Source organism: Gaiella sp. (assembly GCF_039915195.1).
Lineage (GTDB): Bacteria > Actinomycetota > Thermoleophilia > Gaiellales > Gaiellaceae > Gaiella.
The window spans coordinates 1-25,524 of sequence record NZ_JBDSNT010000056.1; the positions used below are offsets into that span (position 1 = coordinate 1).

Annotated in this window: 24 protein-coding genes; 12 read left to right on the top strand and 12 right to left on the bottom strand. The window is 67.0% G+C overall.

Annotated features, from left to right (window positions below):
* Window positions 1-408 precede the first annotated feature (408 nt).
* From sbnA to ABIR74_RS05315, 3 genes are read left to right on the top strand one after another with little or no spacing between them, the layout of a single operon-like run.
* Window positions 409-1,476, top strand: coding sequence for a 2,3-diaminopropionate biosynthesis protein SbnA (gene sbnA, locus ABIR74_RS05305; RefSeq protein ID WP_348175665.1), 1,068 nt, complete (start codon window positions 409-411; stop codon window positions 1,474-1,476).
* Between the two features lie 2 nt (window positions 1,477-1,478).
* Window positions 1,479-3,191 (top strand): FAD/NAD(P)-binding protein, encoded by a 1,713-nt coding sequence (locus tag ABIR74_RS05310; RefSeq protein ID WP_348175666.1) that lies wholly within the window; start codon window positions 1,479-1,481, stop codon window positions 3,189-3,191.
* Complete coding sequence (locus ABIR74_RS05315) at window positions 3,188-4,699, top strand: Y4yA family PLP-dependent enzyme (RefSeq protein ID WP_348175668.1); 1,512 nt, start codon at window positions 3,188-3,190, stop codon at window positions 4,697-4,699. Before ABIR74_RS05310 ends, ABIR74_RS05315 begins: the two co-directional genes overlap by 4 nt.
* A 271-nt stretch (window positions 4,700-4,970) precedes the next feature.
* On the opposite strand, the gene ABIR74_RS05320 is transcribed toward ABIR74_RS05315, so the two are convergent.
* Window positions 4,971-5,276 carry a hypothetical protein gene (locus ABIR74_RS05320; RefSeq protein ID WP_348175669.1) on the bottom strand — a complete coding sequence of 102 codons (306 nt, stop codon included), beginning with the start codon at window positions 5,274-5,276 and terminating at the stop codon, window positions 4,971-4,973.
* On the opposite strand from ABIR74_RS05320, the gene ABIR74_RS05325 reads away from it, so the two are divergent.
* From ABIR74_RS05325 to ABIR74_RS05345, 5 genes are all read left to right on the top strand, one after another.
* Window positions 5,275-5,409, top strand: a complete 135-nt coding sequence (locus tag ABIR74_RS05325; RefSeq protein ID WP_348175671.1) for a hypothetical protein — start codon at window positions 5,275-5,277, stop codon at window positions 5,407-5,409. The two genes, ABIR74_RS05320 and ABIR74_RS05325, sit on opposite strands and share 2 nt — an antisense overlap.
* Window positions 5,406-5,849 carry a hypothetical protein gene (locus ABIR74_RS05330; protein ID WP_348175673.1) on the top strand — a complete coding sequence of 148 codons (444 nt, stop codon included), beginning with the start codon at window positions 5,406-5,408 and terminating at the stop codon, window positions 5,847-5,849. Before ABIR74_RS05325 ends, ABIR74_RS05330 begins: the two co-directional genes overlap by 4 nt.
* A gap of 85 nt (window positions 5,850-5,934) precedes the next feature.
* Window positions 5,935-6,288, top strand: coding sequence for a hypothetical protein (locus ABIR74_RS05335; protein WP_348175675.1), 354 nt, complete (start codon window positions 5,935-5,937; stop codon window positions 6,286-6,288).
* A gap of 108 nt (window positions 6,289-6,396) precedes the next feature.
* Window positions 6,397-8,676 carry a glycosyltransferase family 4 protein gene (locus ABIR74_RS05340; RefSeq protein WP_348175677.1) on the top strand — a complete coding sequence of 760 codons (2,280 nt, stop codon included), beginning with the start codon at window positions 6,397-6,399 and terminating at the stop codon, window positions 8,674-8,676.
* Window positions 8,673-9,614 carry a glycosidase gene (locus ABIR74_RS05345; protein WP_348175679.1) on the top strand — a complete coding sequence of 314 codons (942 nt, stop codon included), beginning with the start codon at window positions 8,673-8,675 and terminating at the stop codon, window positions 9,612-9,614. Before ABIR74_RS05340 ends, ABIR74_RS05345 begins: the two co-directional genes overlap by 4 nt.
* Here the strand turns inward: ABIR74_RS05345 and ABIR74_RS05350 are convergent.
* The 8 genes from ABIR74_RS05350 to ABIR74_RS05385 form a co-directional block, all read right to left on the bottom strand.
* Window positions 9,530-10,345 carry a nitroreductase family protein gene (locus ABIR74_RS05350; protein ID WP_348175680.1) on the bottom strand — a complete coding sequence of 272 codons (816 nt, stop codon included), beginning with the start codon at window positions 10,343-10,345 and terminating at the stop codon, window positions 9,530-9,532. The genes ABIR74_RS05345 and ABIR74_RS05350 overlap by 85 nt on opposite strands.
* A 314-nt stretch (window positions 10,346-10,659) precedes the next feature.
* Window positions 10,660-11,826, bottom strand: coding sequence for an NlpC/P60 family protein (locus ABIR74_RS05355; RefSeq protein WP_348175682.1), 1,167 nt, complete (start codon window positions 11,824-11,826; stop codon window positions 10,660-10,662).
* A gap of 134 nt (window positions 11,827-11,960) precedes the next feature.
* Window positions 11,961-12,281, bottom strand: a complete 321-nt coding sequence (locus ABIR74_RS05360) for a hypothetical protein (RefSeq protein ID WP_348175683.1) — start codon at window positions 12,279-12,281, stop codon at window positions 11,961-11,963.
* A gap of 138 nt (window positions 12,282-12,419) precedes the next feature.
* Window positions 12,420-14,870: a heavy metal translocating P-type ATPase gene (locus tag ABIR74_RS05365; RefSeq protein ID WP_348175685.1), complete on the bottom strand. Its 2,451-nt coding sequence runs from the start codon at window positions 14,868-14,870 to the stop codon at window positions 12,420-12,422.
* Window positions 14,871-15,025: 155 nt separating this feature from the next.
* The gene (locus ABIR74_RS05370; RefSeq protein ID WP_348175687.1) at window positions 15,026-15,742 is read right to left on the bottom strand and encodes a hypothetical protein; all 717 of its coding nucleotides are present in this window, start codon (window positions 15,740-15,742) and stop codon (window positions 15,026-15,028) included.
* Window positions 15,743-15,757: 15 nt separating this feature from the next.
* Entirely contained in the window at window positions 15,758-16,003 is a 246-nt protein-coding gene (locus ABIR74_RS05375; RefSeq protein ID WP_348175689.1) for a hypothetical protein, read from the bottom strand.
* A gap of 257 nt (window positions 16,004-16,260) precedes the next feature.
* Entirely contained in the window at window positions 16,261-16,638 is a 378-nt protein-coding gene (locus ABIR74_RS05380) for a hypothetical protein (RefSeq protein WP_348175690.1), read from the bottom strand.
* Between the two features lie 79 nt (window positions 16,639-16,717).
* Window positions 16,718-17,899, bottom strand: a complete 1,182-nt coding sequence (locus ABIR74_RS05385; RefSeq protein WP_348175692.1) for a glycosyltransferase 87 family protein — start codon at window positions 17,897-17,899, stop codon at window positions 16,718-16,720.
* A 161-nt stretch (window positions 17,900-18,060) separates the two neighbouring features.
* Between ABIR74_RS05385 and ABIR74_RS05390 the strand changes: the two genes are divergently transcribed.
* Together ABIR74_RS05390 and ABIR74_RS05395 are read left to right on the top strand one after the other, a co-directional pair.
* Window positions 18,061-18,762 (top strand): response regulator transcription factor, encoded by a 702-nt coding sequence (locus ABIR74_RS05390; protein ID WP_348175694.1) that lies wholly within the window; start codon window positions 18,061-18,063, stop codon window positions 18,760-18,762.
* Window positions 18,759-20,123 carry an ATP-binding protein gene (locus ABIR74_RS05395; protein ID WP_348175695.1) on the top strand — a complete coding sequence of 455 codons (1,365 nt, stop codon included), beginning with the start codon at window positions 18,759-18,761 and terminating at the stop codon, window positions 20,121-20,123. The genes ABIR74_RS05390 and ABIR74_RS05395 overlap by 4 nt, the downstream gene beginning before the upstream one ends.
* Before the next feature lie 123 nt (window positions 20,124-20,246).
* Here ABIR74_RS05395 and ABIR74_RS05400 read toward each other — a convergent pair whose 3' ends face one another.
* Entirely contained in the window at window positions 20,247-20,843 is a 597-nt protein-coding gene (locus tag ABIR74_RS05400; protein ID WP_348175697.1) for a DUF305 domain-containing protein, read from the bottom strand.
* 213 nt (window positions 20,844-21,056) lie between these two features.
* On the opposite strand from ABIR74_RS05400, the gene ABIR74_RS05405 reads away from it, so the two are divergent.
* Entirely contained in the window at window positions 21,057-21,470 is a 414-nt protein-coding gene (locus ABIR74_RS05405) for a hypothetical protein (RefSeq protein ID WP_348175699.1), read from the top strand.
* Window positions 21,471-21,727: 257 nt separating this feature from the next.
* Here the strand turns inward: ABIR74_RS05405 and ABIR74_RS05410 are convergent, their stop codons facing one another.
* A complete protein-coding gene (locus ABIR74_RS05410; protein WP_348175701.1) occupies window positions 21,728-22,312 on the bottom strand; it encodes a DUF4396 domain-containing protein in 585 nt (194 codons plus the stop codon).
* Between the two features lie 303 nt (window positions 22,313-22,615).
* On the opposite strand from ABIR74_RS05410, the gene ABIR74_RS05415 reads away from it, so the two are divergent.
* Complete coding sequence (locus ABIR74_RS05415) at window positions 22,616-23,356, top strand: cation diffusion facilitator family transporter (protein ID WP_348175702.1); 741 nt, start codon at window positions 22,616-22,618, stop codon at window positions 23,354-23,356.
* 10 nt (window positions 23,357-23,366) lie between these two features.
* Here the strand turns inward: ABIR74_RS05415 and ABIR74_RS05420 are convergent.
* The coding region (locus tag ABIR74_RS05420) for a heavy metal translocating P-type ATPase (RefSeq protein ID WP_348175704.1) at window positions 23,367-25,524 on the bottom strand (2,158 nt) is incomplete at its 5' end.

A 25,524-nucleotide genomic window follows, 5' to 3' on the forward strand; every position in this document is an offset into this window, starting at 1 on the left:
GAGCCTTTCCACAAGTTCGCCGTAGTCCAGAGCCTGGAGCTTGACGAACTCGGCCCGCAGCATTCCCTTCGCTTCCTCGTCGCTCATTTTGAGTCCTCTCTTGTTGAACCTGCCGACAACTCCCACAGGGGCGATACCCCGCCTCTCGTCGTCTCAAACTCGCGGCGCGCATCCCGTGCGAACGAGTCACTCACGTACGCGCTCGGACCTGTTTGGGAAGCGTTGGAAACGGGAATCCGTCCCTTACTCGTACTGGTCGACAATCGAAAGGACCACCAATGTCCGTGTTCTGGATCATCGTGATCGTCCTGCTCGTGCTCTTCGTTCTCGGCGGATTCGGGTACTCCCGTCGCTAGCCCAACCCGGAGCTCGAGGTCGGCTAGCGATCGCCTGCTCGCGGAGCCCGGTGTGAACCGGACGACCGCTCGATCCTCGGACTCGAGCCGCTCGCGTCCGCGCTCACCGGTAGTCGGTGTCCTCGCGGCGATCGGCGACACACCGTTGGTCGCCCTCGACCGCTACCTCGACCGGAACGACATTCGTGTCTGGGCGAAGCTCGAAGCGGCAAACCCCGGCGGCAGCGCCAAGGACAGGCCGGCCGCTCGAATGATCCAGGACGCCCTGGAGCTCGGGGTGATCACCACCGACACAACGGTGATCGAGTCGAGCTCTGGAAACATGGGCGTCGGCCTCGCTCAGGCGTGCCGGTACCACGGGATCCGTTTGATCTGCGTCGTCGACCATCGCGCCCACGAGACGAACGTGCGGGTCATGCGTGCGCTCGGCGCCGAAGTCAGGGTCGTCTCCGAGCCCGATCCAGTGACAGGCGACCTCCTCACGGCCAGGCTCGATCTGGTCGCCGAGCTCCTCGAAGGCACTCCGGATTCCTACTGGCCGGATCAGTACGGGAACGCTTCGAACCCGGCTGCCCACGCGGAGGGGACGATGCGCGAGATCGACGAAGCGCTCGACGGGGACCTCGACTACCTGTTCGTAGCAACGAGCAAAGCCGGGACGTTGCGTGGTTGTTGCGACTACCTTCGGGGGCGGGAGCGTCCTACCCGGATCGTCGCTGTCGATGCCATCGGTAGCGCTCTGTTCGGTGGGGTTCGCGGGCGGCGGCTGCTTCCCGGCTTCGGGGCCGGGATCGCGACCGACCTTTCTACGGGGGCGTGGTTCGACCACCTCGTCCACGCCTCCGACCTCGACTGTGTGATCGGCTGCCGACGCCTCGTCGCCCGGGAGGCGATCTTTGGCGGCGCATCATCGGGGGCCGTCGCTGTCGCCCTCGAAGCACTAGCTCCGACGATGGCATCCGGAAGCCGTTGCGCTGCGATTCTTCCGGATGGGGGAACGGGCTATCTCGGTACCGTGTACGACGACCGGTGGGTGGAACGGGAGCTGGGCTGCAGCGCGAGGCAGCTCGATGAGAGAGTCGAGGGCCGTGGAATCCCGGCGCTTTCGACCGGGGCCTAGCGGTGCCGCCGGCTCTCCGGGTTGCCATCATCGGGCTCGGTCCGAAGGGCATGTTTGCACTCGAACGTCTCCTCGATCACGGCGTCGGGCTACCGAGCGAAGCCCGTATTGAGGTCGACGTCTTCGAGCCGCATTCCGTCCCGGGTGCCGGGCCGATCTACGACCCCGGTCAGCCTGCATACCTCCGGATGAACTTTGCCGCCGACAAGATCGACATGTGGGGGGCGACCAACGAAGCCGTGCCCAGGGAACTGCAACACTCGTTCGTTTCCTGGCACCAGCACAACCTGGGAAGCTGCGGCGGCGAGTTCTATCCGGCGCGAGCGGACGTCGGGCGCTACCTGGCGGAGGGGTTCGGAACGCTGCTCCGGCACACCCCGCCCTCGATCGCGGTGAAGGTGTGCCGGTTTGCGGCCGTCGCGGTGCGCCGAAACGACGACGGCTTGGTCGTCGAGGCCGCCGATTCGTCGGGTAGGTACGACGAGGTGCTGATTGCGACGGGTCACGCGCAATCGTGGGACGGCGGCCTCGCAGAGGCGTGGCAGCACTCCGCGCCTCTCGTACCCGCCGTGTTCCCGGTCGAGCAGTGGCTCGCGCGGGAGCGGGTGCCTGCGGGAGCGACGGTTGCGATTCGCGGATTCGCCCTCACGTTCGTCGACGCGGCTCTCGCGCTCACCGAGGGTCGAGGCGGTTCGTTCGAGACTCTCGACCATCCCTATCGGTTGCGGTACGTGCCGGGCGATGGTGATGCGGGAACGATCATCCCGTTCTCGCGCACCGGACGACCGATGCTGGCCAAGCCAGGCAGCGAAGTCGCCGCAACGACGGCACTCGAGGAGATAGCGCAACGTGCGCGAGCGGCACTCCAGGCACTTCAAGCGCCCCTCCACCTGCGCGACGATGTTCTGCCGATCCTCGTAGCGGCGACCTGTTCGAGCCTCCGGTGCGTAGGCGGCAAGGAGGACAGTTGCTCGGAGCGAGCTCTGAGCACCTGGCTCACGACTGCCATGAACGGTGCCTCCGCTGCCGGCGGTCCCGGCGTCGTGCAGAGGCTCACGCGCTCGCTCGACGTTAGTGCCGGCCTAGAGCCGCCCGACCTCGCCTGGGCGTTCGGACACTGCTGGCGGTCGCTCTACCCGGCGATCGTCGCACGGCTCGGCGGAGTTGGCCTTGCCGATCGTGACTGGCCTCCATTCCGTTCCCTCGCAGGCGAGGCGGAACGGGTTTCGTTCGGACCCTCGCCACTGAATGCGGCGAAGCTGCTCGCCCTGATCGAGGCGGGCCGAGTAGACGTGTCGTGCGTCGCTGCGTCGCGACTCGTGAGCGACAACGGGAGCACCGTTCTTCGCTCCGAGATCGGTGAGCGGGCCGTCGACGTTGTCGTCGACGCGGTCCTCCCCGGCCCAGGGGCGCAGGGCAGACACACCGGGTTGCTCGCCCAGCTTCTCGCTGACGGCGACGTGCGCGTTCTTCCTGGCCGTCGCGGCATCGATGTCGACACGGATGGCGGCTGCCGCGGATCCGGCGGCACTCGCACTCCCGGTCTTGCCGCCATCGGGCGACCAACAGAAGACGCGGTAATCGGTAACGACACCCTCAGTCGCACGCTCCACCCGTTGGCTGACCGCTGGGCCACTCGGATCGTCCAGCGGAGCCTCTCCACCTCCCGTGTCGCCGTCGGTGCTGGTGGGCGGCTGGGCTCGGACGCCTCGTGAACCGCCGCATCGGCGACCCTCACGTTGACGACCTGCGCTCCCGTTGTGCCGGAGTCGTCGCGTTGCCCGCTCGGCTCGAGCCCTGGCAGACGAACGTCTGTCGGCAGCCGATGATGCTGGCGGGATGGCTCGATCGCTACGGCTCGCCACTCAACCTGCTCGACTCGTCCCCCGTTGCCCGCAACGTGGGCGAGCTCATGGACGCGGCAGCGAAGGCGCGCGTCGACCTCAAGATCTACTTCGCGCGCAAAGCGAACAAGGCCCTGACGTTCGTCGAGAGAGCGCACCAGCTCGGGCTCGGAGTCGACGTGGCAAGCGAGCAGGAGCTCGGTCAGACGCTGGATCTTGGCGTCTCTGCTGCCGACATCGTCGTCAGCGCCGCGGTGAAGCCGACCGCGTTGCTGGATCTCTGTGCCTCCTCAGGGGCCACTGTCGTGATCGACAACGAGGACGAGTTACGACTGCTGATCGATGCGGCTCGCCGCTTCGGCCAGAACGTACCTGTGGCGCCCAGGTTGGCTCCGCAACTGGCTGGCCGACAGACGCGCTTCGGCCTCACGACCGGTGAGATTCTCGCGATGGTCGATCGTCTCTGGGCAGCGGGCGTGGAGCAGCCACTCACGATCGTCGGTGTCCACTTTCACCTCGACGGCTATGACGCTGCCGAACGCGTGTCGGCGCTCGCCGAGTGCGTGCAGCTCATCGAGGCACTCCGGGCGCGAGGTCATCGACCGACGTTCATCGACATCGGAGGGGGCATTCCCATGAGCTACTTCGACGATGCTCGCGACTGGGATCGTTTCTGGTCGGACCACCGAGCTGCGGTGCTCGGCCGACGAGAACCCCTGACGTTCGAGGGGCACGGCCTGGGGCTAACGGCTCACGCCGGCGAGGTCCTCGGCCAGCCGAATCTGTACCCGTACTACCAGGATCCGATCCGAGGCCCGTGGCTTACCGAGGTTCTCACCGGAACGCTCGGGCTGCCGCGGGGAGCCGAGATCGCCGCCGATGCACTACGGATACGCGGGCTGCAGCTCCGCTGTGAGCCCGGACGATCGCTGCTCGACGGGTGCGGCCTGACAGCGGCGCGAGTCGAGTTCCGGAAACGTTGGCACGATGGAACGTGGTTGATCGGCCTGATGATGAACCGAACCCAGTGCCGGTCGAGCTCCGACGAGTTCCTCGTCGATCCGTTGCTTCTACGCGCGGGCGGTCGGGGCGACGACGACGTGGAGGTCGGTCCAATCGAGGGCTACCTTGTTGGTGCGTACTGCATCGAACGAGACTTGCTCTCGTGGCGACGCATGCGTTTCCCGATGGGGGTCGATGTTGGCGACATCGTCGTGTTCCCGAACACGGCGGGGTATCTCATGCACATCCTGGAGAGCACGTCTCACCAGATGCCTCTCGCACGTAACCTCGTATTCCGACCCGGGGAGCAGCCCCTTCTGGACGCGATCGACCGTGTCGGCCCCTATCGAGCGGGTCACGGTGGCGGGGCGGTGTGAACGCGCCAAGGGCGGGAAGGATGAAGCCATGAGCCCGTTACTCCCTATCAGGAGTGTGGTCGGCTGTGCACGCGGGGCGCTCCGATCGTTCGGGGGAATGTCGAGGTGAGGGTTCGCCTGCGCGACACACCGATGGTATCCCGCGCCGCAACAAAGCCCCGTGGGATGCCAGGCCCTTTCACGCACTTCGGCCTCGCCATGAACCAGAGGCTCCTCCCCTGGGGCATCCCGGTTCATGGCGAGGCCTGATCAGCCCGATCGACCGCGCGACCTAGCGGGTGACGCGGAACGAAACCAGCCGTCGGGTTGAGATCCCACCGAGCAGATTCTCGCCGGTCTTGCGTGCGCGAGCGAACATCACGAGCAGCGTCTGCTTCTGGCTTGCCGGGAAGCCGCCGACCTGGCGGAACTCGAGCGTCGTCCAGCCGTCTGAACCGGTCGCCTGCTCATTGGGAATCGAGAACTGGTTGTAGGGAACCGCTGTCACGTAAACGTCACCGCCGTCGTGTTTGCCGCGCCGCAGCCACGGGTAGATCTCTGTTGAACCGTTCAGATACCCATAGGAGGCCTTTCCCATGCTCTGGATCATCGTCTTGCTGCTCATCGTGTTCGCGGTCGCCGGCGGTCTGGCGCTGTCGAAGTTCATCTTCCTGTTGCTCCTCGTCGCGGTCGTGGTCGCACTTCTTGGTGCACGAGGGAGCCGAGCATGAACGAAACCGCAATCCCCGCTCGGAAGGGTGCGCGAGATGGCGGCAGAAGGATCCTGGTTCTGAGCACGGTCGAGAACGCGGGCGACAGGCTCGGCCAACACACGGGGCCGAACGACACGATCAAGGTCGTCGTTCCTGCGGTTCGTCAGGGCTTCCTGGATTGGCTCGCGAACGACCAGGAAGCGTTCGCCCACGCCGAGGAAGTTGCGGCCGAAACCGCTGCAGCGCTCCCCGGGCACGCGGTCAGCTCGAGCGCCGGCGAGGCAGACGTGGCTCTCGCGATTCGCGATGCGCTCGCCACGTTCGCTGCAGACGAGATCATCGTCGCCGTCAGGAGCGATGACGACGCGGGTATCGTCGAGCACATGGCAACGAAGGACGCTCCTCATCGAAGCGTCGAAGGAGTGCCCATCAGGTTCATCATCGTCAACGAGTCGTGAGCCGCTCGCCGGATGTCCGTGCCAGGATTCACGCACGAGCCCCGCTCGAAAGGGGCTCGGGTCGTCGGTCGAGTAGGCTGCCTGGGTGTCAGGCGAGGAACGAGAGAAGCGGGCCGCTCGCAACGAGGATCTCTTCCGTCAGGTCAACGAACGTCTGCACGATCTCGCTGTCATTACCGGTTCCTCGGAACCACACGAGAAGTTCGTCTGCGAATGCGAGCAGACGAGTTGCTCGTTGCTCGTGGAGCTCTCTGCGGGCGAATACCAAACGGTGCGCGCGAACGACAGGCGATTCGTCGTCTTCCCCGAGCCCTGGCACACGAGCCCCGAGCTGGAGGCCGTGGTCGAGCGCCGCGATCGCTACTGGGTCGTCGAGAAGCGAGGCGCGGCCGGTGTCGAAGCGGAGGATCTCGTCGAACGGGGTACCAACCTGCTCTAGAGGGTCTCTCCCGCTCGCCCGTCGTTCGATGTCGGCTACGGTGAGGGGGAACCGGCGGTGCTGACCTCACGTGCCGCGCCGGAATCTCTACGGAAGGGACGCGGGCACTTGCGTACCGCGATCGTCTCCACTTACCCACCGCGGGCATGCGGCATCGGGTCGTTTGCAGCCGACGTTCGTTCGGCTCTGCTCGGCCTGGACGAGATCGACCGTGTCGAGAAGGTCGTGATCGTCAATGAGCCGTCGCGCCCGCAGCGGCCCGGGGTGACAGCGACGATCGCCCAGGCGGCTCGCGGCGACTACACGCGTGCGGCTCGCCTCCTGGGACACCTCGATGTCGACGTCGTGCTCCTCCAGCACGAGTACGGCATCTTCGGGGGTCGCGACGGCGAGTACATCTCGTCGCTCGTCGAGGAGCTGACCCAGCCGCTCGTCGTGACGTTGCACACGGTTCTGTCCGAGCCGACCGATCACCAGGCGAAGGTGCTCGCGGCTGTCTGTCGCGAGGCGGAACTCGTGATCGTGATGACCGAGGCGGCGCAGCGTCTCCTCGTCGACGGAGGTACCTGTACGGCAGACAAGATCCGGGTCGTCCCACACGGCGCGCCACCCGTGATCAGGCAGCGCGCGGATACCTACGCGCAGGAGCGCGACCGTCGCGGTAGAGAGTCGATGCGGACGACGTATGGCGCCGACGGCGGGCGGTTCCTGCTCTCGACCTTCGGCTTGATCTCGGCTGGCAAGGGACTCGAGACGGTTATCGAGGCGCTGCCCGCGATCGTCGAGCGCCATCCCGATGTCCTGTACGTGATCGCCGGCCGGACGCATCCCGATATCGCACATCGGGAGGGAGAGCGCTACCGCCTCGGCCTCGAGCAGGCAGTCCTCGATCTCGGTCTCGAAGACCACGTCGAGTTCGACGACCGCTTCCTCAGCATCGAGGAGATCGCCGGCCTGCTCGCCGAAACCGATGTGTTCGTGACGCCGTACAGAGGACGCGAGCAGATCTCGTCGGGTGCCTTGACCTTCGGCATAGCCGCCGGTTGCGCCGTCGTCTCGACTCCGTACTGGTATGCGCAGGACATGCTCGGCTCGGGTGCGGGCACGATCGTGCCCTTCGCCGATCCGGCTGCTCTCGCGGATGCGGTTTGTCGGTACATCGAGGAGCCGGAGCACCTCTCCGCGGCCCGCGCGGAGGCACGGAAGATCGGGAGCCAACTCGCCTGGCCGTCCGTTGCCGCGGCAACTGCCGTCGTCCTCCAGGAGGCGGTCGATCTCGCCCCGCGCCGGCGTCGGTCGGTTTTGAGCATCGACCAGCGGCTTGTCGGGTTGCGGAGCGATCATCTGTTCACGCTCGTCGACGACGTCGGGATCATCCAGCACGCGAACGGCGTGATCCCGAACCGTCACAGTGGGTACTGCGTCGACGACGTGGCGCGACTTGCGGTTGTCGCGCTCGAACTCGCCCGCCGCGGCCAGGAGCAGGTGTGGACATCGACCCTCTACCGCTCGCTCGCGTTCCTGCAGGATGCAACCGACCCACTCGTCGGCATGAGGAACTTCATGGGGTACGACCGGCGCTGGCTCGATGAGCCGCACCTGGGGGATCATGTCGGCCGCTCCGTGTGGGCGCTTGGCGAGATCCTCTCGACGGCGTGGGTGCCCTCGGTCGTTGCTCCAACCGAACGGTTGCTCGATACGATCGTGCATCTGATCCCCGAGGACGCCTCGCTTCGAACAGGCGCCTACGCAGCCCTTGGCCTCGCGCGCCTCGACCCCGATCGGCGTGGGCCGGAAGCCCGGCAGCTGTTGGAACGCGTGATGAGCCAGCTGATGGCTGCGTACGCAGCCAGGGCAGGTGACGGTTGGCACTGGTTCGAAGATGCCCTCGCCTACGACAACGCACGACTCCCACATGCTCTGATCGTCGGGGGGGCCACTCTCGGCCGAAGCGATCTGACCGAGACAGGCCTTACCACGCTCCGGTGGCTCGGGGATGAATCGGGGCTCCGGGAAGGAACCCTCCGCCTGACGGGCCATGGAGGCCGCCACCGCGACGAACCGGCTCCGGGCGCGGGCGACGAGCAACCGCTCGACGCATCGGCATTCGTCGAGGCCGAACTGGCGGCGTTTGCCGTCAGCGGCGATCCCGAGCACGGGCTCCGCGCGCAGCGGTCGTTCGACTGGTTCTTCGGCCGCAACCACCTCCACCGGCCGCTGTACGACTTTGCCACGGGGGGTTGCAGCGACGGGCTCGGCAGCGAGGCGACGAACGACAACGAGGGAGCGGAGTCGACGCTTGCGTTCCATCGTGCGGCGCTTCTGCTCGACATCGCAGGGCTGCCCGCCGTTCTCCGTCATCGCACGCGCGCAGCAGTGGCGGCATGAGCAGCCGCGAGCTCTTCGAGCGTCACCCGGCGAATCCGATCCTGACCGCCGCTGATTGGCCGTATCCCGTCAATACCGTCTTCAACCCCGCGGCAACACAGGTCGACGGTGAGACGGTCTTGCTCGTTCGCGTCGAGGACCTCACCGGCGTTTCGCACCTTACTGTCGCGCGCTCGCCGAACGGGTTCGACGGGTGGACGATCGACGCGACCCCGTTGCTCGCGCCGACCCCGGGCATCGAGAGCGAGCTCTGGGGCTTCGAGGATCCACGCGTCGTCTACGTCCCCGAGCACGAGCGGTGGACGATCACGTGCACCGCATACGGCCCCGCAGGCCCCGCGGTGTTTCTGGCAACCACGGAGGACTTCCGCACGGTGCGACGCCACGGGATCATCCGTCAGTCCGACGACAAGAACGCAGCGTTGCTCCCCTGTCGCGTTCGCGGCAAGTGGATCCTGTTCCATCGCCCGAAGACCGAGTCGGGTGGGTCTCACGGCGAGATCCTTCTCTCTCGTTCCCCCGACCTCCACAACTGGAGCGCCCCGGAGCAGGTGCTACAGCCCCGCTTCGGCGCCTGGTGGGACTCACTCCGGATCGGGCTCGGGCCGCCGCCCTTGCGAACCGAGCATGGCTGGCTTGTGATCTATCACGGCGTCAAGGAGACCCTCGGCGGCGGCATCTATCGCGTCGGCCTCGCCCTCGTCGACCTGGAGGAGCCAACGCGCGTGCTGCACCGCCTCCCGCAGTGGATTCTCGGCCCCGATCGTCCGTACGAGCGCGAAGGGGACGTACCGAATGTCGTCTTCCCCTGCGGGCTCGTCCACGACGAGCCGAGCGGTCAAGTCAGGCTGTACTACGGCGCCGCCGACACCTCCGTCTGTGTTGCGACCGCGCAGCTGGACGACCTGCTCGCCGCGGTGCTCGCCGCGCCCGCGTAACCCGGGGTATCGAACCACACGGAGATCTCGGCGAGAGACTTGCGCTCGATCTTCGGTACGAGCGCGTCGTCTGCCGGGTAGCCGACCGGGAAGAGCAACACGGCCGTCTCGTTCTTGGGACGCGCAAGCAGGTCGCTCAGAAATCGCATCGGGTTCGGGGTGTGCGTCAGCGTCGCGAGCCCCATGTGATGCACGGCGGCGATGAACAGCCCGGCGGCGATGCCAACGCTCTCCGAGACGTAGTAGTTCTTCGCATGCGAGCCATCCTCCATGATCTCGTAGTTGTGCTTGAAGAGCACGACGACCCATGGGGCATCGGTGATGTGGGTCTTCACCCAGTCGGTGCCGAGCGGCGCGAGTGCCCGTCGCCACTCGTCGGGCATGCGTTCGGTGTACGTGCGGTGCTCCTCGCTCTCGGTCGCCTCGCGGATCTGCGCCTTCAACGCGGCATCGCTGACCGCGACGAACGTCCACGGCTGCCGGTGTGCCCCTGACGGGGCCGTGCCGGCGCTCTTGATCGCGAGTTCGATCAACTCCCGCGGCACCGCGTCGGGAGAGAAATCACGGGTCGTCCTGCGCCGGTCGAGTTCGGCGAAGCCCTCGGCAGCCCGGGCGCGCATCTCCTCGGGGGCGAGCCGCTCGAACGCGAGCGACTCGAACACAGCCTCCGGCAGGTCAGGGAACAGCCGGCGGTACTCGCCGGCAGCCTCGGTTTCGCGGTGCCCGCTCATCCAGGCGGCGCCCTCAGGATCAGACGTCCATCGTGCGAGACATTTTCGCAGCGGCCCGCTTGTCGGCCTTCTTCTCCTTCATCGTCTTTTGCGGCGCCTTCTTGCCCGTCTTCTTCGGCTTCTGTGAGCCTTTCATCGTCGCCTCCCGACTGCCGCAGTTGCGGCATCGCCTTCAGTACCGACCCACGCCCTGCGTGCTGGAACTCCGACGTGCCCCGCAATTGTCGCACAGTCGCGCGACGCCGAACGCCCGCGTGCCTGGACGTTCCGAATCCAGGCGACCCGGGAGGCGCTCGCAGGCATAGGCCCAGCCTTCACAGCACCCGCCGGGCTCCGACCCAGTTCGCGACGTAATACGAGTCATAGATCGACGAGATCTTGACGACGTCGCCAGTCCGCGGAGCATGGATCATGTTGCCGCCGCCGATGTACATGCCCATGTGGCCGAGGCCGCGGAAGAAGACAAGGTCGCCGGGCTGCAGCTGATCCTTCGAGACGGATGTGCCCATGCCGAACTGGGCGGCAGCGTAGTGCGGGAGCGAGACGCCGACCTGGTTGAAGACGTACATCGTCAGTCCCGAGCAATCGAAGCCGACCGATGGAGACGCTGCTCCCCACACGTACTTGATTCCGAGGTACTGCATCGCGATGGAGACGACCTGCGCACCCTTGCTCGCGTCGGCCGGAGGCGCGACCGAGATCACCGGATCCGCCTCAGGGGTGGGCGCCGCGTCGCTCGGAGCGACCGGATCGGGCGTCGACGTCGATGCGTCGGCCGCGGAGGCCTCGGCACTCTGCAGCGCCTGCTGCGCCTGCTGCGCCAGAAGCGCCGCTCGCTGCCGCGCGGCCGCCGCCGCGGCCTGCTGCTGCTCTGCCTGACGCCGCAACGTGGCCTGTCGCGCCTGTTCCTGTGCGACGAGCTTCTGTACCTCCTCCTGTACCGACGACAGAAGTTGCTTGCGTGTCGCGAGCTTTGCCGCGATCGCTGCCCGCTCCGCCGTCCGCTTCCGGACGACTTCGGCCTGCAGCGCCCGCGCCCGGGTCAACTGCTCGTTGCGCTTCGTGACCCGGACACGATACGTCTCGAGCTCCTTCGCGATCCGCGCATCCTGCGCCGTGACGCGCTCCCTCGCATCGAGGACTTCAACGATCTCCTGCAGGCTCGTGGCACCAAGGAGCACTTCGATCGCGCCGGCGGAGTCGCCGTTCACGTACAGCTCCCGCAGCCGCGCACCAACACGCGCCTGCGAGGTCTTCACGCCACGCTTCGCACGCACCAGATCGGCCTGCGCCGAGGTGAGCTCGGCGCTGATCTGCCCGAGTTGGTAGTTGGCGCCGTTCCAGCGCTCTGCAGCGTCACCGACCTCGTCGTCGAGCACCTGAACCTGTTCGAGGATCGCCTGCGCCTGCGCGCGCTTCTCCTGGATCGACGGGTCGGCTCCCGCGCCAACGGCCGTGACGAGAGCCGCAAGCACGCTCACGACCGCGACAACGGGAAGTGTGGTGCTGAGCCTGAATTGTTGAGTGCGGGTTCCACCGCGAAAATGCGAAAACGACATGCGACCTCCGGTACGAGCGACAGGGACACGGCTGGGCGCCCAGGGGCGCTCGCATGTCAGATTCGGAGCGGAGGCGCGCTGCCAGGAAGAGCAGCGCACGGTGAACGCGGCAGGAACCGTGCAACGGGGGGAGCGCGGCCCGGGCGTCCGACAGCAATCTGGACGACGACCCGCCAGCCGAGCCTGATCAGCACGATCAGGCTGAACATGATCGTCAGACCGACGCAGAACGGGCCTAGCTCTGTCCCCACATCATGACCGTCCTGCACCGCGTGCATGAACAGCAGCGCGAGCATGAGGCAGAAGAGGAGCACGAAGAGCGGGCCTAGCCAGCGCCGTCGCATTCCACGCTCGATGGTCTGACGAAGCAAGATCATCGCGAAGGATCGTACACGCCCGTGCCCACGGAACTCACATTTGGCCTGCAATTCAGAGGAAACTGCTTCATTGCTGTCACGAGGGATTCATGTCCTGACCCGACCGGAGGGTGCGGACCCGGAGTCCGTACCGGTGCATCACGCATCCTCGTCGCCCGTTCGTTCCCGATGTGGCATCCTCAGACGTTTCAGGGAGAGCGCGTTGAGCGCGACGAGTACGCTCGAACCCGACATCGAGATCGCGGCGATCTCTGGCCGCAGCGTGAAGCCCCATTTCGAGAACACGCCCGCGGCGACCGGAATCGCGAGCGAGTTGTAGCCGATCGCCCAGCCGAGGTTCTGCTTCATCTTGCGTACGGTTCCGCGACCGATCGCGATCGCGGTGGCCACATCCAGTGGATCGGAGCGCATCAGCACGACATCCGCGGTCTCGATCGCGACGTCGGTGCCGGCGCCGATCGCAATGCCAACGTTCGCCTGAGCAAGCGCAGGAGCGTCGTTGACACCGTCACCCACCATCGCGACGGCGTTCCCTCGTTGCTGAAGATCCTTGACGACATTCGCCTTGTCGCCCGGGAGAACGTCGGCGATTACCGTCTCGATTCCGAGCTCGGAGGCAATCTGCTCGGCGGTCTGGCGATTGTCACCGGTCAGCATGACGGGCCGGATCTGTTGCTCTTCCAACGCTCCGATCGCGGCGGACGCGGTCTCGCGGGCAGCGTCTGCGATCGCGATCAGCGCCACCGCCTTCCCATCCTGCGCAACATGGACGACGGTGCGGCCCTCGGCGGCAAGGGCGCGGGCTCGAGGGAGCAGCTCGCCAAGGTCGATCCGCTCCCTCTCGAGCAGGCGGGCGTTCCCGACCGCGAGCTGCATGCCGCCGACGGTGGCGAGAACTCCGTGGCCCGGAACCGACTCGAATCCCGACACCGCAACCGTGCCCAGTCCTCGTGACTCGGCCTCACTGACGATCGCCTGCGCGAGCGGATGCTCACTCTCACCTTCGACGGCGGCGACGAGCTTCAGGATCTCGTCCTCTGCAATACCCTCGCCCGTTTCGATTGCAACGACCTGCGGCTCGCCGCGCGTCAGTGTGCCGGTCTTGTCGAGGACGACGGTGTCGAGCTTTGCTATCTGCTCGAGCGCCACTGCGTTCTTGAACAGGATCCCGCGCTGAGCGCCGAGGCCCGTGCCCACCATGATCGCCGTCGGAGTCGCGAGTCCGAGCGCGTCGGGGCAGGTGATCACGACGACCGTGATCGCATAGACGAGGGCTTCCTGCGTGGAGGCGCCGATGACGAATTTCCAGACGATGAACGTGGTGAGGCCGCCGAAGAGTGCGACGAGGACGAGCCAGAACGCTGCCCTGTCCGCGAGCCGCTGCGCCGGCGCTTTCGAGTTCTGCGCCTCCTGGACGAGCTTCACGATCTGCGCAAGCGCCGTATCCGCCCCCACGGCGGTCGCACGGGCGCGCAAGGTTCCGTTCTTGTTGATCGTGGCGCCGATCAGCATCTCACCGGGATGTTTCGACACCGGCATGCTTTCGCCGGTCACCATCGACTCGTCGACCGAGCTCTCACCCTGAACCACCTCCGCGTCGACTGCCACCTTCGCCCCCGGGCGAACGAGAAGCAGGTCGCCGACGACGACCTCCGCGGTCGGCACCTCGAGCTCGACCCCGTCGTGGAGCACCGTGGCCTTCGGCGGCGCCAGATCGAGCAGCGCTCGGATCGCCTCGTTTGCCCCACCGCGGGCCCGCATCTCGAACCAGTGGCCGAGCAGCACGAACGCGGCGAGGAACGCAACCGCCTCGTAGAACACCTCGCCCTCGATCACGAACGTCGCGGCAACCGAGTACACCCAGCCCGTGCCGATCGCGACTGCGACGAGCACCATCATGTCGAGGGTTCTCGCCCGCAACGCACGCACGGCACCAACGAAGAAGAGCTGGCACGAGTAGAGGATCACCGGCAGGCTCAGCAGGAACTCCCAGACGTCGACCCGGATCCGAAACGGCGTCGGCGGAACGCCACCGAACACTCGATTGCCGAGCTCGGACCAGACTGCGATCGGAATGGCGAACGCGACCGCTACGAGGAAGCGGTTGCGCATATCGCGAACCATCGTCGCCATCGACATCCCCGCGTGCCCCCCATGGCCGTCACCGTGTCCGCCATCGGCCCGCTCCATCGCCGCGTGGTCGTGAGCAGCCGCCTCTATTGCCGGCGACGCATGCTCGTGCCCGTCGGCGGGGGCGACCGCAGCGCTCCCCGGCTCCCGCATCGGGTCGCAGACATGACCCGGCACCGACTGGCCGGAGCAGTGATACCCACACTCCTCCACGAAGCCGCGCAGATCATGGACAGAGGTCAGCGCCGGGTCGAACCTCACGGTCGCGGTCTGGGATACCGCGTTGGCCTCGACTGCGAGCACTCCGGGACGCCGAGCGAGCGTCCGCTCGACAACAGCCGTTTCACTTGCGTAGCTCAGGCCGCCAACGTGCAGCGTCACGGTCAGCGGGTGCAAGCCGTCATGGCGCCCGTGGCCGCTGTGACTGTGAGGGTCGCGGGTGGTTTCAGAATCGGTCATCGGCATCGCTCGGGGTGACGGGTACGGTGAAGGTGGCGCGTGAAGAGCGTGTGAAGGCTCACCGGTTGTTGGGACGGTGCTCCTCCGGCACCGCGCCCTGTTCCGGCACAACTCCTTTGGGGGGCGCCCTTATCTCTCCGTTGCGCCGGCCGTCGTCATTCGCTCATCGAGAGAAACCGTCCGTGCCACCAATGTGACCAGACGGCACCCGTGTACGCGTTCACCGACAGCATCCCAGCGACCCGTTCGCCCTCGAGGACGTGCAAGGTGTAGTAGCCGGGGAAAGCGTCGGCCGTATCGGCACCGAGCTTGCTCCCTTCGCGCGCGAGCCAGCGAGCGGCGACCGCTTCGGCCTCCTGGGCCGAAATGCTCGGCCTCGTGGTCTCGGGCGACGGCGCCCAGGTCGGGTCTCCACGGTACTCTCGTTCCATCATTCCGCCGGATTCGGAGTCGCCGCCCATCATCATCCCGCCCGCCCCAGCGTTTCGGCTCATCATGCCGTAGCGCGTGTTCCACATCATCGCCGGGCCGTACTCGAGGAAGACTGCGCCCGTCGCCGGGTTGACGAGCACCTCCGTCGCCCTCGCGCCGTTCCGCTGGACGAGCTCGGCATAGTAGTTGCTCTCGAACCGCATCACCTCGCCGACGCGCAGGTCGAGTCTGTCGGCGAAGCGCTGCGCCTGGCGCTTCGCGCCAATCAGGTCGTCGACCGGCGCTCCGCTCCCGCTCGCGGCGTAGCCCATCATCCCCGGGCCGATACGCGACATGCTCCAGCCCCGGTCGCCACCCTGGCCGAACGCCCACGCGACCGACCCAGCAAGGACGGCGAGCGCAACGACGAGTACCAGAGCGGCGGTTCGCTTACCCAACACGACTCCCGCCCGCCTTTAGAGCGTCACGCGAAGCTTCTCGCGCAGCGCATCGTAGGTCTCGGCGTCGATCTCCCCATTTGCGAGGCGCCGTTCGAGGATCTGCCTCGGCTGCTCGTCCGCCGGGGCGGAGTGCCCGGCCGGGCCTGGCCGGGCGACGAGCCGAACTCCCGCCCAGGCGATCGCTGCGATCAGGACGACCCAGAACACCATCATCGGGATCCACCAGCCCCCATTCATGCCGTCGTACCAGCCATCCATCATCGCGAATCTCCTTCGTAGGTGAACTTCCTCACCGTCAGCCTTCGAGGTCTGCAAGCACTATCACTGCGGTAGGGCCAGTCAGCATCCGCATTGCTCCCGCGACCGGGTGCGGGAAAACCACGGGCTGCGCAATGGAGCCGCGCTCGCGGCCACCACGGCGAGCGCCATCCCGCTCGGCCTCACGTGGTACGCGATCCCTCTGCATCCTCGGTTGAGCCCTACGACTGAGGCTCCTCCACCACGGAGGGCTCAGGGCGCTACTTGCAGTCGGCCGGGGCTTCCGGAACGTCGGGGTCGTCGACCTGGATGCCGTCGCCGGGATCCTCGCTCGCGGTATCCGTGGCGACGGCCTGACCGCCGCCGGGCGCGCACGGTTCGCCCTCCGTCGGGTATGTGAGAACCACGGCGACGAGAAGCACGGTCGTGGCCGCGGTGAGCCCGATCATCCCGCGGGAGCGGGAGCGCGCCGTGACGAAGACGACGACGGCGACAGCGACGATCGAGAGCCCGAGCGCGATGTACCACGCCGAGTCAGCACCTTTCGAGACGGCTCCGACGAGCTCGAGGGAGACCCAGAGCACTCCGGCAATCCCGGCGGCCATGCAGAGAACGATCGCGAGGAGTCGGGCAATCACGCTCGGAATGGTACGTGAGCGCGAAGGGCCGTGCCGACCGACTTGCATCGACGAGGGCCGTAGGCCGGCTTCCCCGGGACTAGGGGCCATGACTGACCGGGCGCCGCAGTGAAAGTGCGACGCACGCGCAGATCGCAGCGCATCCGGCTGCGAAGAGCGCAGCGCTGACGATCCCCGCCAGCTCGTCGACCTGACGGAAGAGAAGCCACGCGAACGCTGCCGCTGCAGCGGCACCGAGCGGTGAGCCCCGTAGGCGCACCTCCCACCACGCGAGCGCGAACAGCATCGGCGCCAGGTAGTAGAGAAGAACGGTGCTGTCGAGCACGACCCGCAGAACGAATGAGATCGCGAGGAGCGCCATTGCTTCCTCCTCCAGCAGCCTCCACCGGCGCCGCCATGCGACCACGAGGACGAGCGCTGCGCAAACGCCCGGGATTGCGAGGCTGATGTCCTCGCGCGAAAGACCGTGCGGTAGCCGTCGAATCGCGTCGAGCGTGTCGCCGTCGGGGACGGTGATCTCGGCGCTCGACGAAACGAGATACCAGGCGCTGTAGCGCGAGACGATCTCGGTCTGCCCGAGAGCGTGCGCCTTCTCTCTGTAATCGCTCCAGTCGGCGAGAGGGGCGCTGAGCGCGAGCGCGACTCCGACGACGCCGCCGACCACGCCGATCGTCCGCCGGGTGCCGGGCCGCGCGGCGAACAGCGCGGGCATCACTGCGAGCAACGTCCACTGCTTCGTGCCGATCGCGAGGCCGAGAGCGACGGCTGACTCGAGCGACCTCCCTCGTGCGGCGCAGATGACGGCGATGACCGCGAGCGCGCCGCCGAGCACTTCCTCGGGATGCCCGGCCCTCACCGCATCGAGCGTGATCGGGTTCACAACGAGGAGCGCACCAAACGCGATTGCTTCGAGCCGCGGCCGATCCCGCATCTCGATCTCCCTGGCGAGCCACGCGCCGAGGATCAACGCCGGAATGAAGCAGAGGAGCGCGCCGAGTCGGTAGCCAAGGAGATGGTCGCCTCCAAGCGCGTCGGAGATGGCAACAACCGGGGCGCGGAGTAGCAACGAGAAGCTCCCCATCACGGGGTGCAGGTCGACGAAGCGCTCGAGCGAGCCGTCGGCGAGGGCCTGGATCGCGGGCGCCGGGTTCTGGACGGCGGGGGCGCGAACGTAGTCACCGACCTGCGGCGATGCGAACACGGCGACGGCGACGGCCACGACGCCGATCAGCGCCGTCATGGTCACCACGCGGTGCCTCATCAGGTGATGCTTCGCCCCATCGTCCGCCTGACCTGCATCGCGCGTCGAGTCAAAGCCTGGTCGGAGACCGCTCGTTTCCACGCACATCCGCCTCTGTCGGGCATGCTGGCTAGAGGTACCGCCGGTGCCCTGCAGCGAAGATTCGACGAGATGGGTGAGCGTTGAACAGGAACGTCGTGGTCATCGACGACGAGCAGTCGGTCAGGGATGTCGTGCGGGGCTACCTCGAGAACGACGGCTTCGTCGTCTTCACTGCTGAGAACGGCCGGGAGGGCCTCGCCCTCACGGCCCGGGTAAGGCCCGCGTTGGTCGTTCTCGATTTGATGCTGCCCGACGTCTCGGGCGAGGAGATCTGCCGTGACATCCGCACGCGCTCGGACGTCCCGATCCTGATGCTGACCGCGAGGGCGAGCGAGGACAACCGCGTCGACGGTCTCCGCCTCGGCGCCGACGACTATCTCACGAAGCCGTTCAGCCCGAGGGAGCTCGTCGCCCGGGTCCACGCCGTCCTGCGACGCACCCGGGGAGCGGACGTGCCGCTTGTCGAAGTGCTCTCGTTCGGCGAACGCGAGCTCGAGATCGACACGGTGCAGCACGAGATCCGCTGCGACGGCATCGTCGTTGACCTGACGCCGAACGAGTACAAGCTCCTCGTCACCCTGGCGCGGTTTCCCGGCCGCGTCTACACACGCTACGAGCTCGTCACGCATGTGCAGGGGATCGACTTCGACGGGGACGAGCGGACGATCGACGCGCACGTCAAGAACCTGCGCAAGAAGATCGAACCCGATCCTCGCCGTCCACGGTACGTCTTGACCGTGGTCGGATCGGGCTATCGCCTGGCAAAGGCGCACGGCCGATGAGCAGGGTCGGCCTTCGCGCGAGGCTCGCCGTCGCCCTTTGCTCGGTCGCCGTGCTCGGGATCGCGCTGACGACGTTGTTCGCGAACCAGGGAGTTCGCCCGCGGCTCGACGAAGCCGCGCAGGGACGGCTCGAGCGCTCCGCCGGTCACCTGGCCGAGATCACGGCGGCGGTGTACCAGAGCGAGGGCGGTTGGACGCCTGTAGCAGTCGAGACGCTCGGCCATCTCGCTGCTCTCGACGAACTGGCCCTCATAGTCACGCGACCGAGGGGCGGCGACATCGTCGTGGCACCGCTTCGTGGGTCGTGGGTCGCCGAGAGAGAGGTGCGTGTGGACAACGCACGCATCGGCACGGTGCGGGTCACCACGCAGAGTGGCGCGTTGTTGAGCCCGGAGGAGACCGACCTGCTCCACTCGCTCGACCGCCTTCACCTGATCGCTGCCGTCGTGTCGGTGCTCGCGGCCTTCGTGATCGCCCTGATCCTTGCCGAGACGTTGTCCCGGCCACTGCGGCGGATTCGCCGGACGGCAGAGGAGATCGAGCACGGCGATCTCGAGGCACGCGTGACGCTCAGTGGCGACGCCGAGATGCGCGCTGTCGGTCACGCGCTGAATCGCCTCGCTGAGACGCTCGACCAGGAGGAGAGCATCCGCAAGCGGAGCGTCGCCGACCTAGGCCACGAGCTTCGCACCCCCGTGCACGGACTGCTCTCGCGGATCGAGGCCGCCCAGGACGGAATGGTTCGAGACAGCGAGGCGAACCTCGCGGCGATGCACGACGAGGCGCTCCGCCTGACCCGGTTGCTCGAGGGCCTCTCGCAGCTCACGGACGCCGAGCGCCCCGGGCTCCTCCTCGAGAAGCAGGCCGTGGATCTCGCCGAGATCACGAAGTCAGCGGTGACCCGGCTCGCGCCGCGCTTCGCAGAGGCCGGACTCGCGCTCTCGTTCGACGGAATGCCCGCGATGGTCGACGGCGACCCCGATCGGCTCGGCCAGATCGTCGACAACCTGCTTTCGAACGCGCGGCGCTACACGGAGCGAGGTGGTTCGGTCGTCGTTCACGTGGAACGGGACGGCAAGGCCGCCGTTCTGGAGGTCTCCGATACCGGCATCGGGATAGCCCCCGACGATCTCAAGCACATCTACACGCGGTTCTGGCGCGGCGAGCGGTCGCGTGCGCGCGCGACGGGCGGCACGGGGATTGGCCTCGCGATCGTCCACGAGCTCGTGCGCGCCCACGAGGGCCACATCGAGGCGGAGAGCGAAGTCGGACGAGGAACGCGTTTTTGCGTCTACCTTCCGGCGGCAAGAGGCGGGGTCGTGTCGTCGGAGGAGATGCGGGGCCCGGCCGTGAGCGCGTAGCGACTCAGGGCTTTACACGTCCTTCGCACGAGCCCGGGCCACTCTGGCCGGTCGGATCACGGACCGCAGATGAACCGAGCCCGCCGACGAGTGCGCGCCGGAGTCACGTCCGGCGGACGTACGTCAGCTACCCATGTCCCCCATGTCATGGCCGCCGCCGGCGAACTGTTGGAGAACGCTCATCTCGCTCTGCTGAGCCACGATGATCGCCCTTGCGACGTCGGAGATCTCCGTGCGCTCAGCCTTCTCGCCGGCGAGCTCGGCCATATCGATCGCTCCCTGGTGATGATCGGCCATCATCGAAGCGAAGGCGCCATCGACGTCGTCCTCGGCACCGAAATCCATCCGGGTGTCGCTCATGCCCATCTCGTCCATGCTCATCCCGAGCGCGTCTGCGCCAGCCGGGTCGATCGTGGCGGAGCCGAACCACTCCTCGCGCCACGCCTTCATCTGGTCGATCTCCTGCTGCTGCGTCGCGATGACGGCGTCGGCGATCTGCACGAGGGCCGGTTCGGAGAGCCCGGCGGCCTTGGCATCCATCGCCATCTCGATCGCCTGCTCGTGGTGCGGAACCATCGCGTCGATGAACGCCTGATCGAAGGGAACGGTTCCCTTCCCGGACGACGCACCCGAGTCCGAACTTTCACCCCCACAGCCTGCGCCGACCAGAAGCGCTCCGAGGGTAAGAACGGCGGCGAGTGAGGTGACGCGGCGATTCACGAGTTCTCCTCTTTGGGGATGGGCGAAGGTCGGTTCGAGCTGCGCGCAGGACGGAACCTGCAGCTGCACACCTCAGGTTGGCTGCCGCGCGTGAAGATGGCGTGAAGACCGCATCGCCGCCGCGCGCAAACCCCTACTCCTGCTCACGGGCTCTTGACCCCCGTACGTTGTCGCGGGTTGACTCTTTCGTCGAGGGCGTCCATAATCGCCGACATGAGACGAGCCCCGCTCTGGATGGTTGTCGTCGGCGGCGTCCTCGTGGTGCTTGCAGTGCTGTGGCAGGCGTTCACGATCAGCGCGTACGTCCGTGGTGCGGGCGACGGCGCCCTCGATGCCCACGGAATGGGATCGTTGTTCGTCCATATCGGCCAGTTGCTCGTCGTGATCGGCGCAATCTGGGCCTGGTGGGGGAACTGGAAGGTTGTCGGGGCGGCTGTCGCGTTCCTCGTACTCTCGGTGGCTCAGCTGGCATTCCTCGGCGACACCGAGAAGACGGGCGGATGGGTGAACGGATTGCACGGCTTTCTCGCCCTCATCGTCCTGATCTCGGCAGCGACCTTTGCTTTGCGTGCCAGGCAGGCGCTCGGGACCTCCTCCCCGAGCGGCACACCGACCGCCGCGACGTAGTTCGGTGTCAGGTCTTGCATCGCAGCATGCGGCCGCTGCCTGATCGCAAGACCTGCACCTTCGTATAAACGTTTGCAGCCTTGCGAGAGGAGCCGGGGCAGCCCGCGCAGGCGATCGCGATCGAGGTGTCCATGATCACGAGGAACTGCGCGATGCCGAGCAGGCCGAGGGCTTACCAGCGTCTCGAGCCGGGTTGACGAGGTTCATCGTCCTTTCTCCTTTCAGGGGTGGTTGTTGCTCGAGGTCGTGTTGGGTCGTCAGCTCATGCCCGCGTGAGTGACCGGGGTTGGGCTGTGCTCGTCGCCACTCTCGAGGAGCACCACCGCGCCGACGGTGATGGCGAGCGTGGCCACGACAGCCGCGAGGCCGACGAGGACGAACATCCGGGGTGAGCTGTAGCTCGACAACTCATGATGTTCATCAGAGCCGTGGCCGTGGTAGGCGTGGACGACGGCGTGCCCCTGGCCGCGGGCGATCAGGTAACGGACGAGCGGATAGGCGAATGCGAAGGCGACGACCAGCGCCAAGGCGAGCGCGCCCCAGAACAACGAGTCGGATAGGCCGGCATCCATGGCGCCCGGCACCGTCATCATGATCCCGTTGTCGACGAGCTCCATCAGCGCGATCGAGAGGCTGTCCGAAGCGAACGCGAGCGGCAGTGCGATCCCGAGGGTGAGCCCCGCCCGCAGTAGCGGCAGCATCGTCAGCGAGTAGCCGAAGAGAAATGCCAGCGAAACTGCGAGCGCGACCGTGGCGGCGTTCCCCCAGCCGAGCGCTGTGCCGATGATCATTCCGAGCACCTCGCCAATGGCGCAACCGGTGAGGCAGTGAAGCGTCGCCATGAAGGCAGTCCTGTTCAGCGAAGTGTGCGAGTGCATCGAATGTGCTTGAGTGGACATATCCATTTCTCCCTCCTATATACCCTATAGGGGTATGTGTAGAGAGACACTAGCGCATGTCCATGCGTCAGTCAAATACCCCAATAGGGTATGTGGATCGACCCCTCTGCCGAAGAGCGCTACGCCGTCCGAGACTCGCCCGCTGTCAAGCGAGTCGCGCAAGATAAGCCCCCTCGCGGACAGTCCAAGCCGGCCTCGCCTGGGTCGCTTGTTCGTCGTTCCTGAAACGGCGGCTAACCTCGCGTGGTGCCCGCCACAACCGAAGATCACGAGCACGATCACCCGCACAGCCAGGGCGAGGACGATCCTTCGGATCTCGGGCACGGGCACGACGACCACGATCACCCCCATGGCGGCCACGGGCACTCGCACGGACTCGTAGATCGCTCGATCACTCGCTCCCGGGATGGGGTGCGCACCGTGCTGATCAGCTTCGCGGTGCTCGGCGTCACGGCCATCGCGCAGACCCTTATCTACGTCGCCTCCGGCTCGGTCGCTCTCCTCGCTGACCTGATCCATAACTTCGGCGATGCACTGACCGCCGTTCCACTCGGAATCGCGTTCTACGTTCGTTCCTTCCGCGCCGAGAAGGCGGCAGGTCTGTTCGTCGTTCTAGCGATCTTCGTCTCCGCCTGCGTCGCTCTCTACGAGACGATCCAACGCTTCATCCACCCCCAGACGCTGACGCACCTGTGGGTGCTCGCCGCCGCCGGGCTGATCGGATTCGTCGGCAACGAGATCGCCGCCCAGATTCGCCTGCGCGGGGGACGGCGGTTGCAAAGCCCGGCCCTGATCGCCGACGGCAACCATGCGCGCATCGACGGCTTCGTGTCTCTCGGCGTGATCGCAAGCGCCCTCCTCGTCGGCCTCGGCTTCCCGCGTGCCGACCCGCTGATCGGCCTCGTGATCACGGCCGTGATCCTCAAGATCACCTGGGACTCGTGGCGCGTAATCCGCGCGACCGAGCCTGGTGATAGCCCACTGTGATCGCCGGTCGCTACGTACGTCCGCGCTGTGGCCTGAAGCCCCTGAGCCGAAGCGAGTTCGAGACGACGAAGACGCTCGAGAGCGCCATCGCGGCGCCCGCGATCAACGGGTTCAGGTACCCGGACGCGGCCAGCGGGATCGCGGCGATGTTGTAGGCGAAGGCCCAGAAGAGATTGCCCTTGATCGTCGACAGGGTGCGCCGGGAGAGGCGGATCGCGTCGGCCGCCGAGCGCAGGTCGCCGGAGACGAGCGTGAGGTCGCTGGCCTCTATCGCGACGTCGGTGCTGGTCCCGATCGCGAGCCCGAGGTCGGCCTGTGCCAGCGCCGGCGCGTCGTTGACCCCGTCGCCGACCATCGCCACGACCGCGCCCTCCTCCTGGAGCCGGGTGATCACCGCCGCCTTGTCCGCGGGCAGCACGTCCGCTATCACGTCGTCGATGCCGACGGAGACAGCGACGGAACGGGCCGTCTGCTCGTTGTCGCCCGTCAGAAGCATGGGCCGCAGGCCCAGCCGCTTCAGCTCGGCGATCGCCTCGGAACTCGACGGCTTGACCGTGTCCGCGACGACGAAGACTGCGCGCGCGTGCCCGTCCCAGGCCGCAGCGATTGCGGTCTTGCCGCCGGCCTGTGCGGTGGTCACCGCGGCAGTGAGATCGGCGTCGAGGTCGAGGGCCCACTCGGCGAGTAGTGAGGGCCGACCGACAACGAGGGCGTGACCTTCGACGACGCCCTGGACGCCGAGGCCCTCCCGGTTGGCGAACGACTCCACTTGCGGCAGCACGCCCCGCTCCCGGGCCGCTTCCGCGATCGCGCGGGCAATCGGGTGCTCGGACGCATGCTCGACGGCGCCGACGAGCCGGAGTGCTTCGTCGGGGTCGACTCCGGCGCCGGTGACGACGTCGACGAGCGCCATCCGGCCCTCGGTGACCGTGCCTGTCTTGTCGAGCACGATCGTGTCGACGCGACGGGTCGACTCGAGGATCTCCGGGCCCTTGATCAGGATCCCGAGCTGCGCTCCGCGGCCGGTGCCTACCAGGAGCGCTGTGGGGGTCGCGAGGCCGAGCGCGCACGGACACGCGACGATCAGGACGGCGACGGTGGCGGAGAAGGCGAACGTGAGTCCGGCGCCGCTTCCATACCAGTAGCCGAAGGTCGCCACAGCGATCGCGATCACGACCGGTACGAAGATGCCCGCGACCCGGTCGGCGAGCCGCTGGACGGGCGCCTTGCCGGTCTGCGCCTCGGTCACGAGCCGAGCGATCTGGGCCAACGCCGTGTCGGCGCCGATGCGCTCTGCCCGAAGGAGCAGTCGGCCGCCGACGTTGACCGTGGCGCCTGCAACCGCGTCGCCGGGGGCGACCTCGACGGGAACGCTCTCGCCCGTCAGTAGCGACTGGTCGACCGCTGACTGGCCCTCGACGACGACGCCATCGGTAGCGACCTTCTCACCGGGACGCACGACGAAGAGGTCGCCGACCTGGAGCTGGTCGATCGGGATCCGCTGCTCGCTGCCGTCCGGCGAGAGGATCGACGCGTCCTTGGCGCCGAGCTCGACAAGGGCCCTGAGAGCTGCTCCCGCGGTGCGCTTCGCCCGCGCCTCGAAGTAGCGGCCGGCCAGCAGGAAGGTGATGACAACGGCTGCGACCTCGAAGTAGATCTGGTCGCCGCCCGCGGTGCGTGAGGGAACGAGCTCGAACGGCATCGTCATCCCGTTTACCCCGGCTTCGAGGAAGAAGAGCGCGATGACAGACCAGCCCCAGGCCGCGAGGGTTCCCACCGAGATCAGCGTGTCCATTGTCGCAGCGGCATGCTTCAGGTTCTTCCAGGCGGCGACGTGGAACGGCCATCCGGCCCAGAGCACGACCGGCGTCGCAAGCTCGAAGGCGAGCCACTGCCAGTTGGTGAACTGCAGTGCCGAGATCATCCCCAACAACAGCACGGGAAGGGAGAGCACGACGGAGAAGATCAGTCGCTGCCGGAGCGCCGCGGTCGGATCCGTTTCGGAGACGGTCTCGGCGGTCTCGGCCAGTGGCAGCCGCGCCGTGTACCCGACCTGCTCGACCGCCTCGACGAGGGCGGCAGGCGTCACGTCGGCGGGGTCGTACTCGACGGCCGCCTTCTCGGTCGCGTAGTTCACCGTTGCTGTGACGCCCTCGAGCTTGTTCAGC

Bases quoted from the DNA above. Each gene is read 5' to 3' on its own strand.
- ABIR74_RS05325 (WP_348175671.1), top strand. From the start codon at position 5,275: ATGCTCTGGATCATCGTCTTGCTGCTCATCGTGTTCGCGGTCGCCGGC.
- ABIR74_RS05320 (WP_348175669.1), bottom strand. From the start codon at position 5,276: ATGGGAAAGGCCTCCTATGGGTATCTGAACGGTTCAACAGAGATCTAC.
- ABIR74_RS05330 (WP_348175673.1), top strand. From the start codon at position 5,406: ATGAACGAAACCGCAATCCCCGCTCGGAAGGGTGCGCGAGATGGCGGC.
- ABIR74_RS05345 (WP_348175679.1), top strand. From the start codon at position 8,673: ATGAGCAGCCGCGAGCTCTTCGAGCGTCACCCGGCGAATCCGATCCTG.
- ABIR74_RS05350 (WP_348175680.1), bottom strand. From the start codon at position 10,345: ATGAGCGGGCACCGCGAAACCGAGGCTGCCGGCGAGTACCGCCGGCTG.
- ABIR74_RS05360 (WP_348175683.1), bottom strand. From the start codon at position 12,281: ATGATCTTGCTTCGTCAGACCATCGAGCGTGGAATGCGACGGCGCTGG.
- ABIR74_RS05365 (WP_348175685.1), bottom strand. From the start codon at position 14,870: ATGACCGATTCTGAAACCACCCGCGACCCTCACAGTCACAGCGGCCAC.
- ABIR74_RS05375 (WP_348175689.1), bottom strand. From the start codon at position 16,003: ATGATGGATGGCTGGTACGACGGCATGAATGGGGGCTGGTGGATCCCG.
- ABIR74_RS05385 (WP_348175692.1), bottom strand. From the start codon at position 17,899: ATGAGGCACCGCGTGGTGACCATGACGGCGCTGATCGGCGTCGTGGCC.
- ABIR74_RS05395 (WP_348175695.1), top strand. From the start codon at position 18,759: ATGAGCAGGGTCGGCCTTCGCGCGAGGCTCGCCGTCGCCCTTTGCTCG.
- ABIR74_RS05405 (WP_348175699.1), top strand. From the start codon at position 21,057: ATGAGACGAGCCCCGCTCTGGATGGTTGTCGTCGGCGGCGTCCTCGTG.
- ABIR74_RS05410 (WP_348175701.1), bottom strand. From the start codon at position 22,312: ATGGCGACGCTTCACTGCCTCACCGGTTGCGCCATTGGCGAGGTGCTC.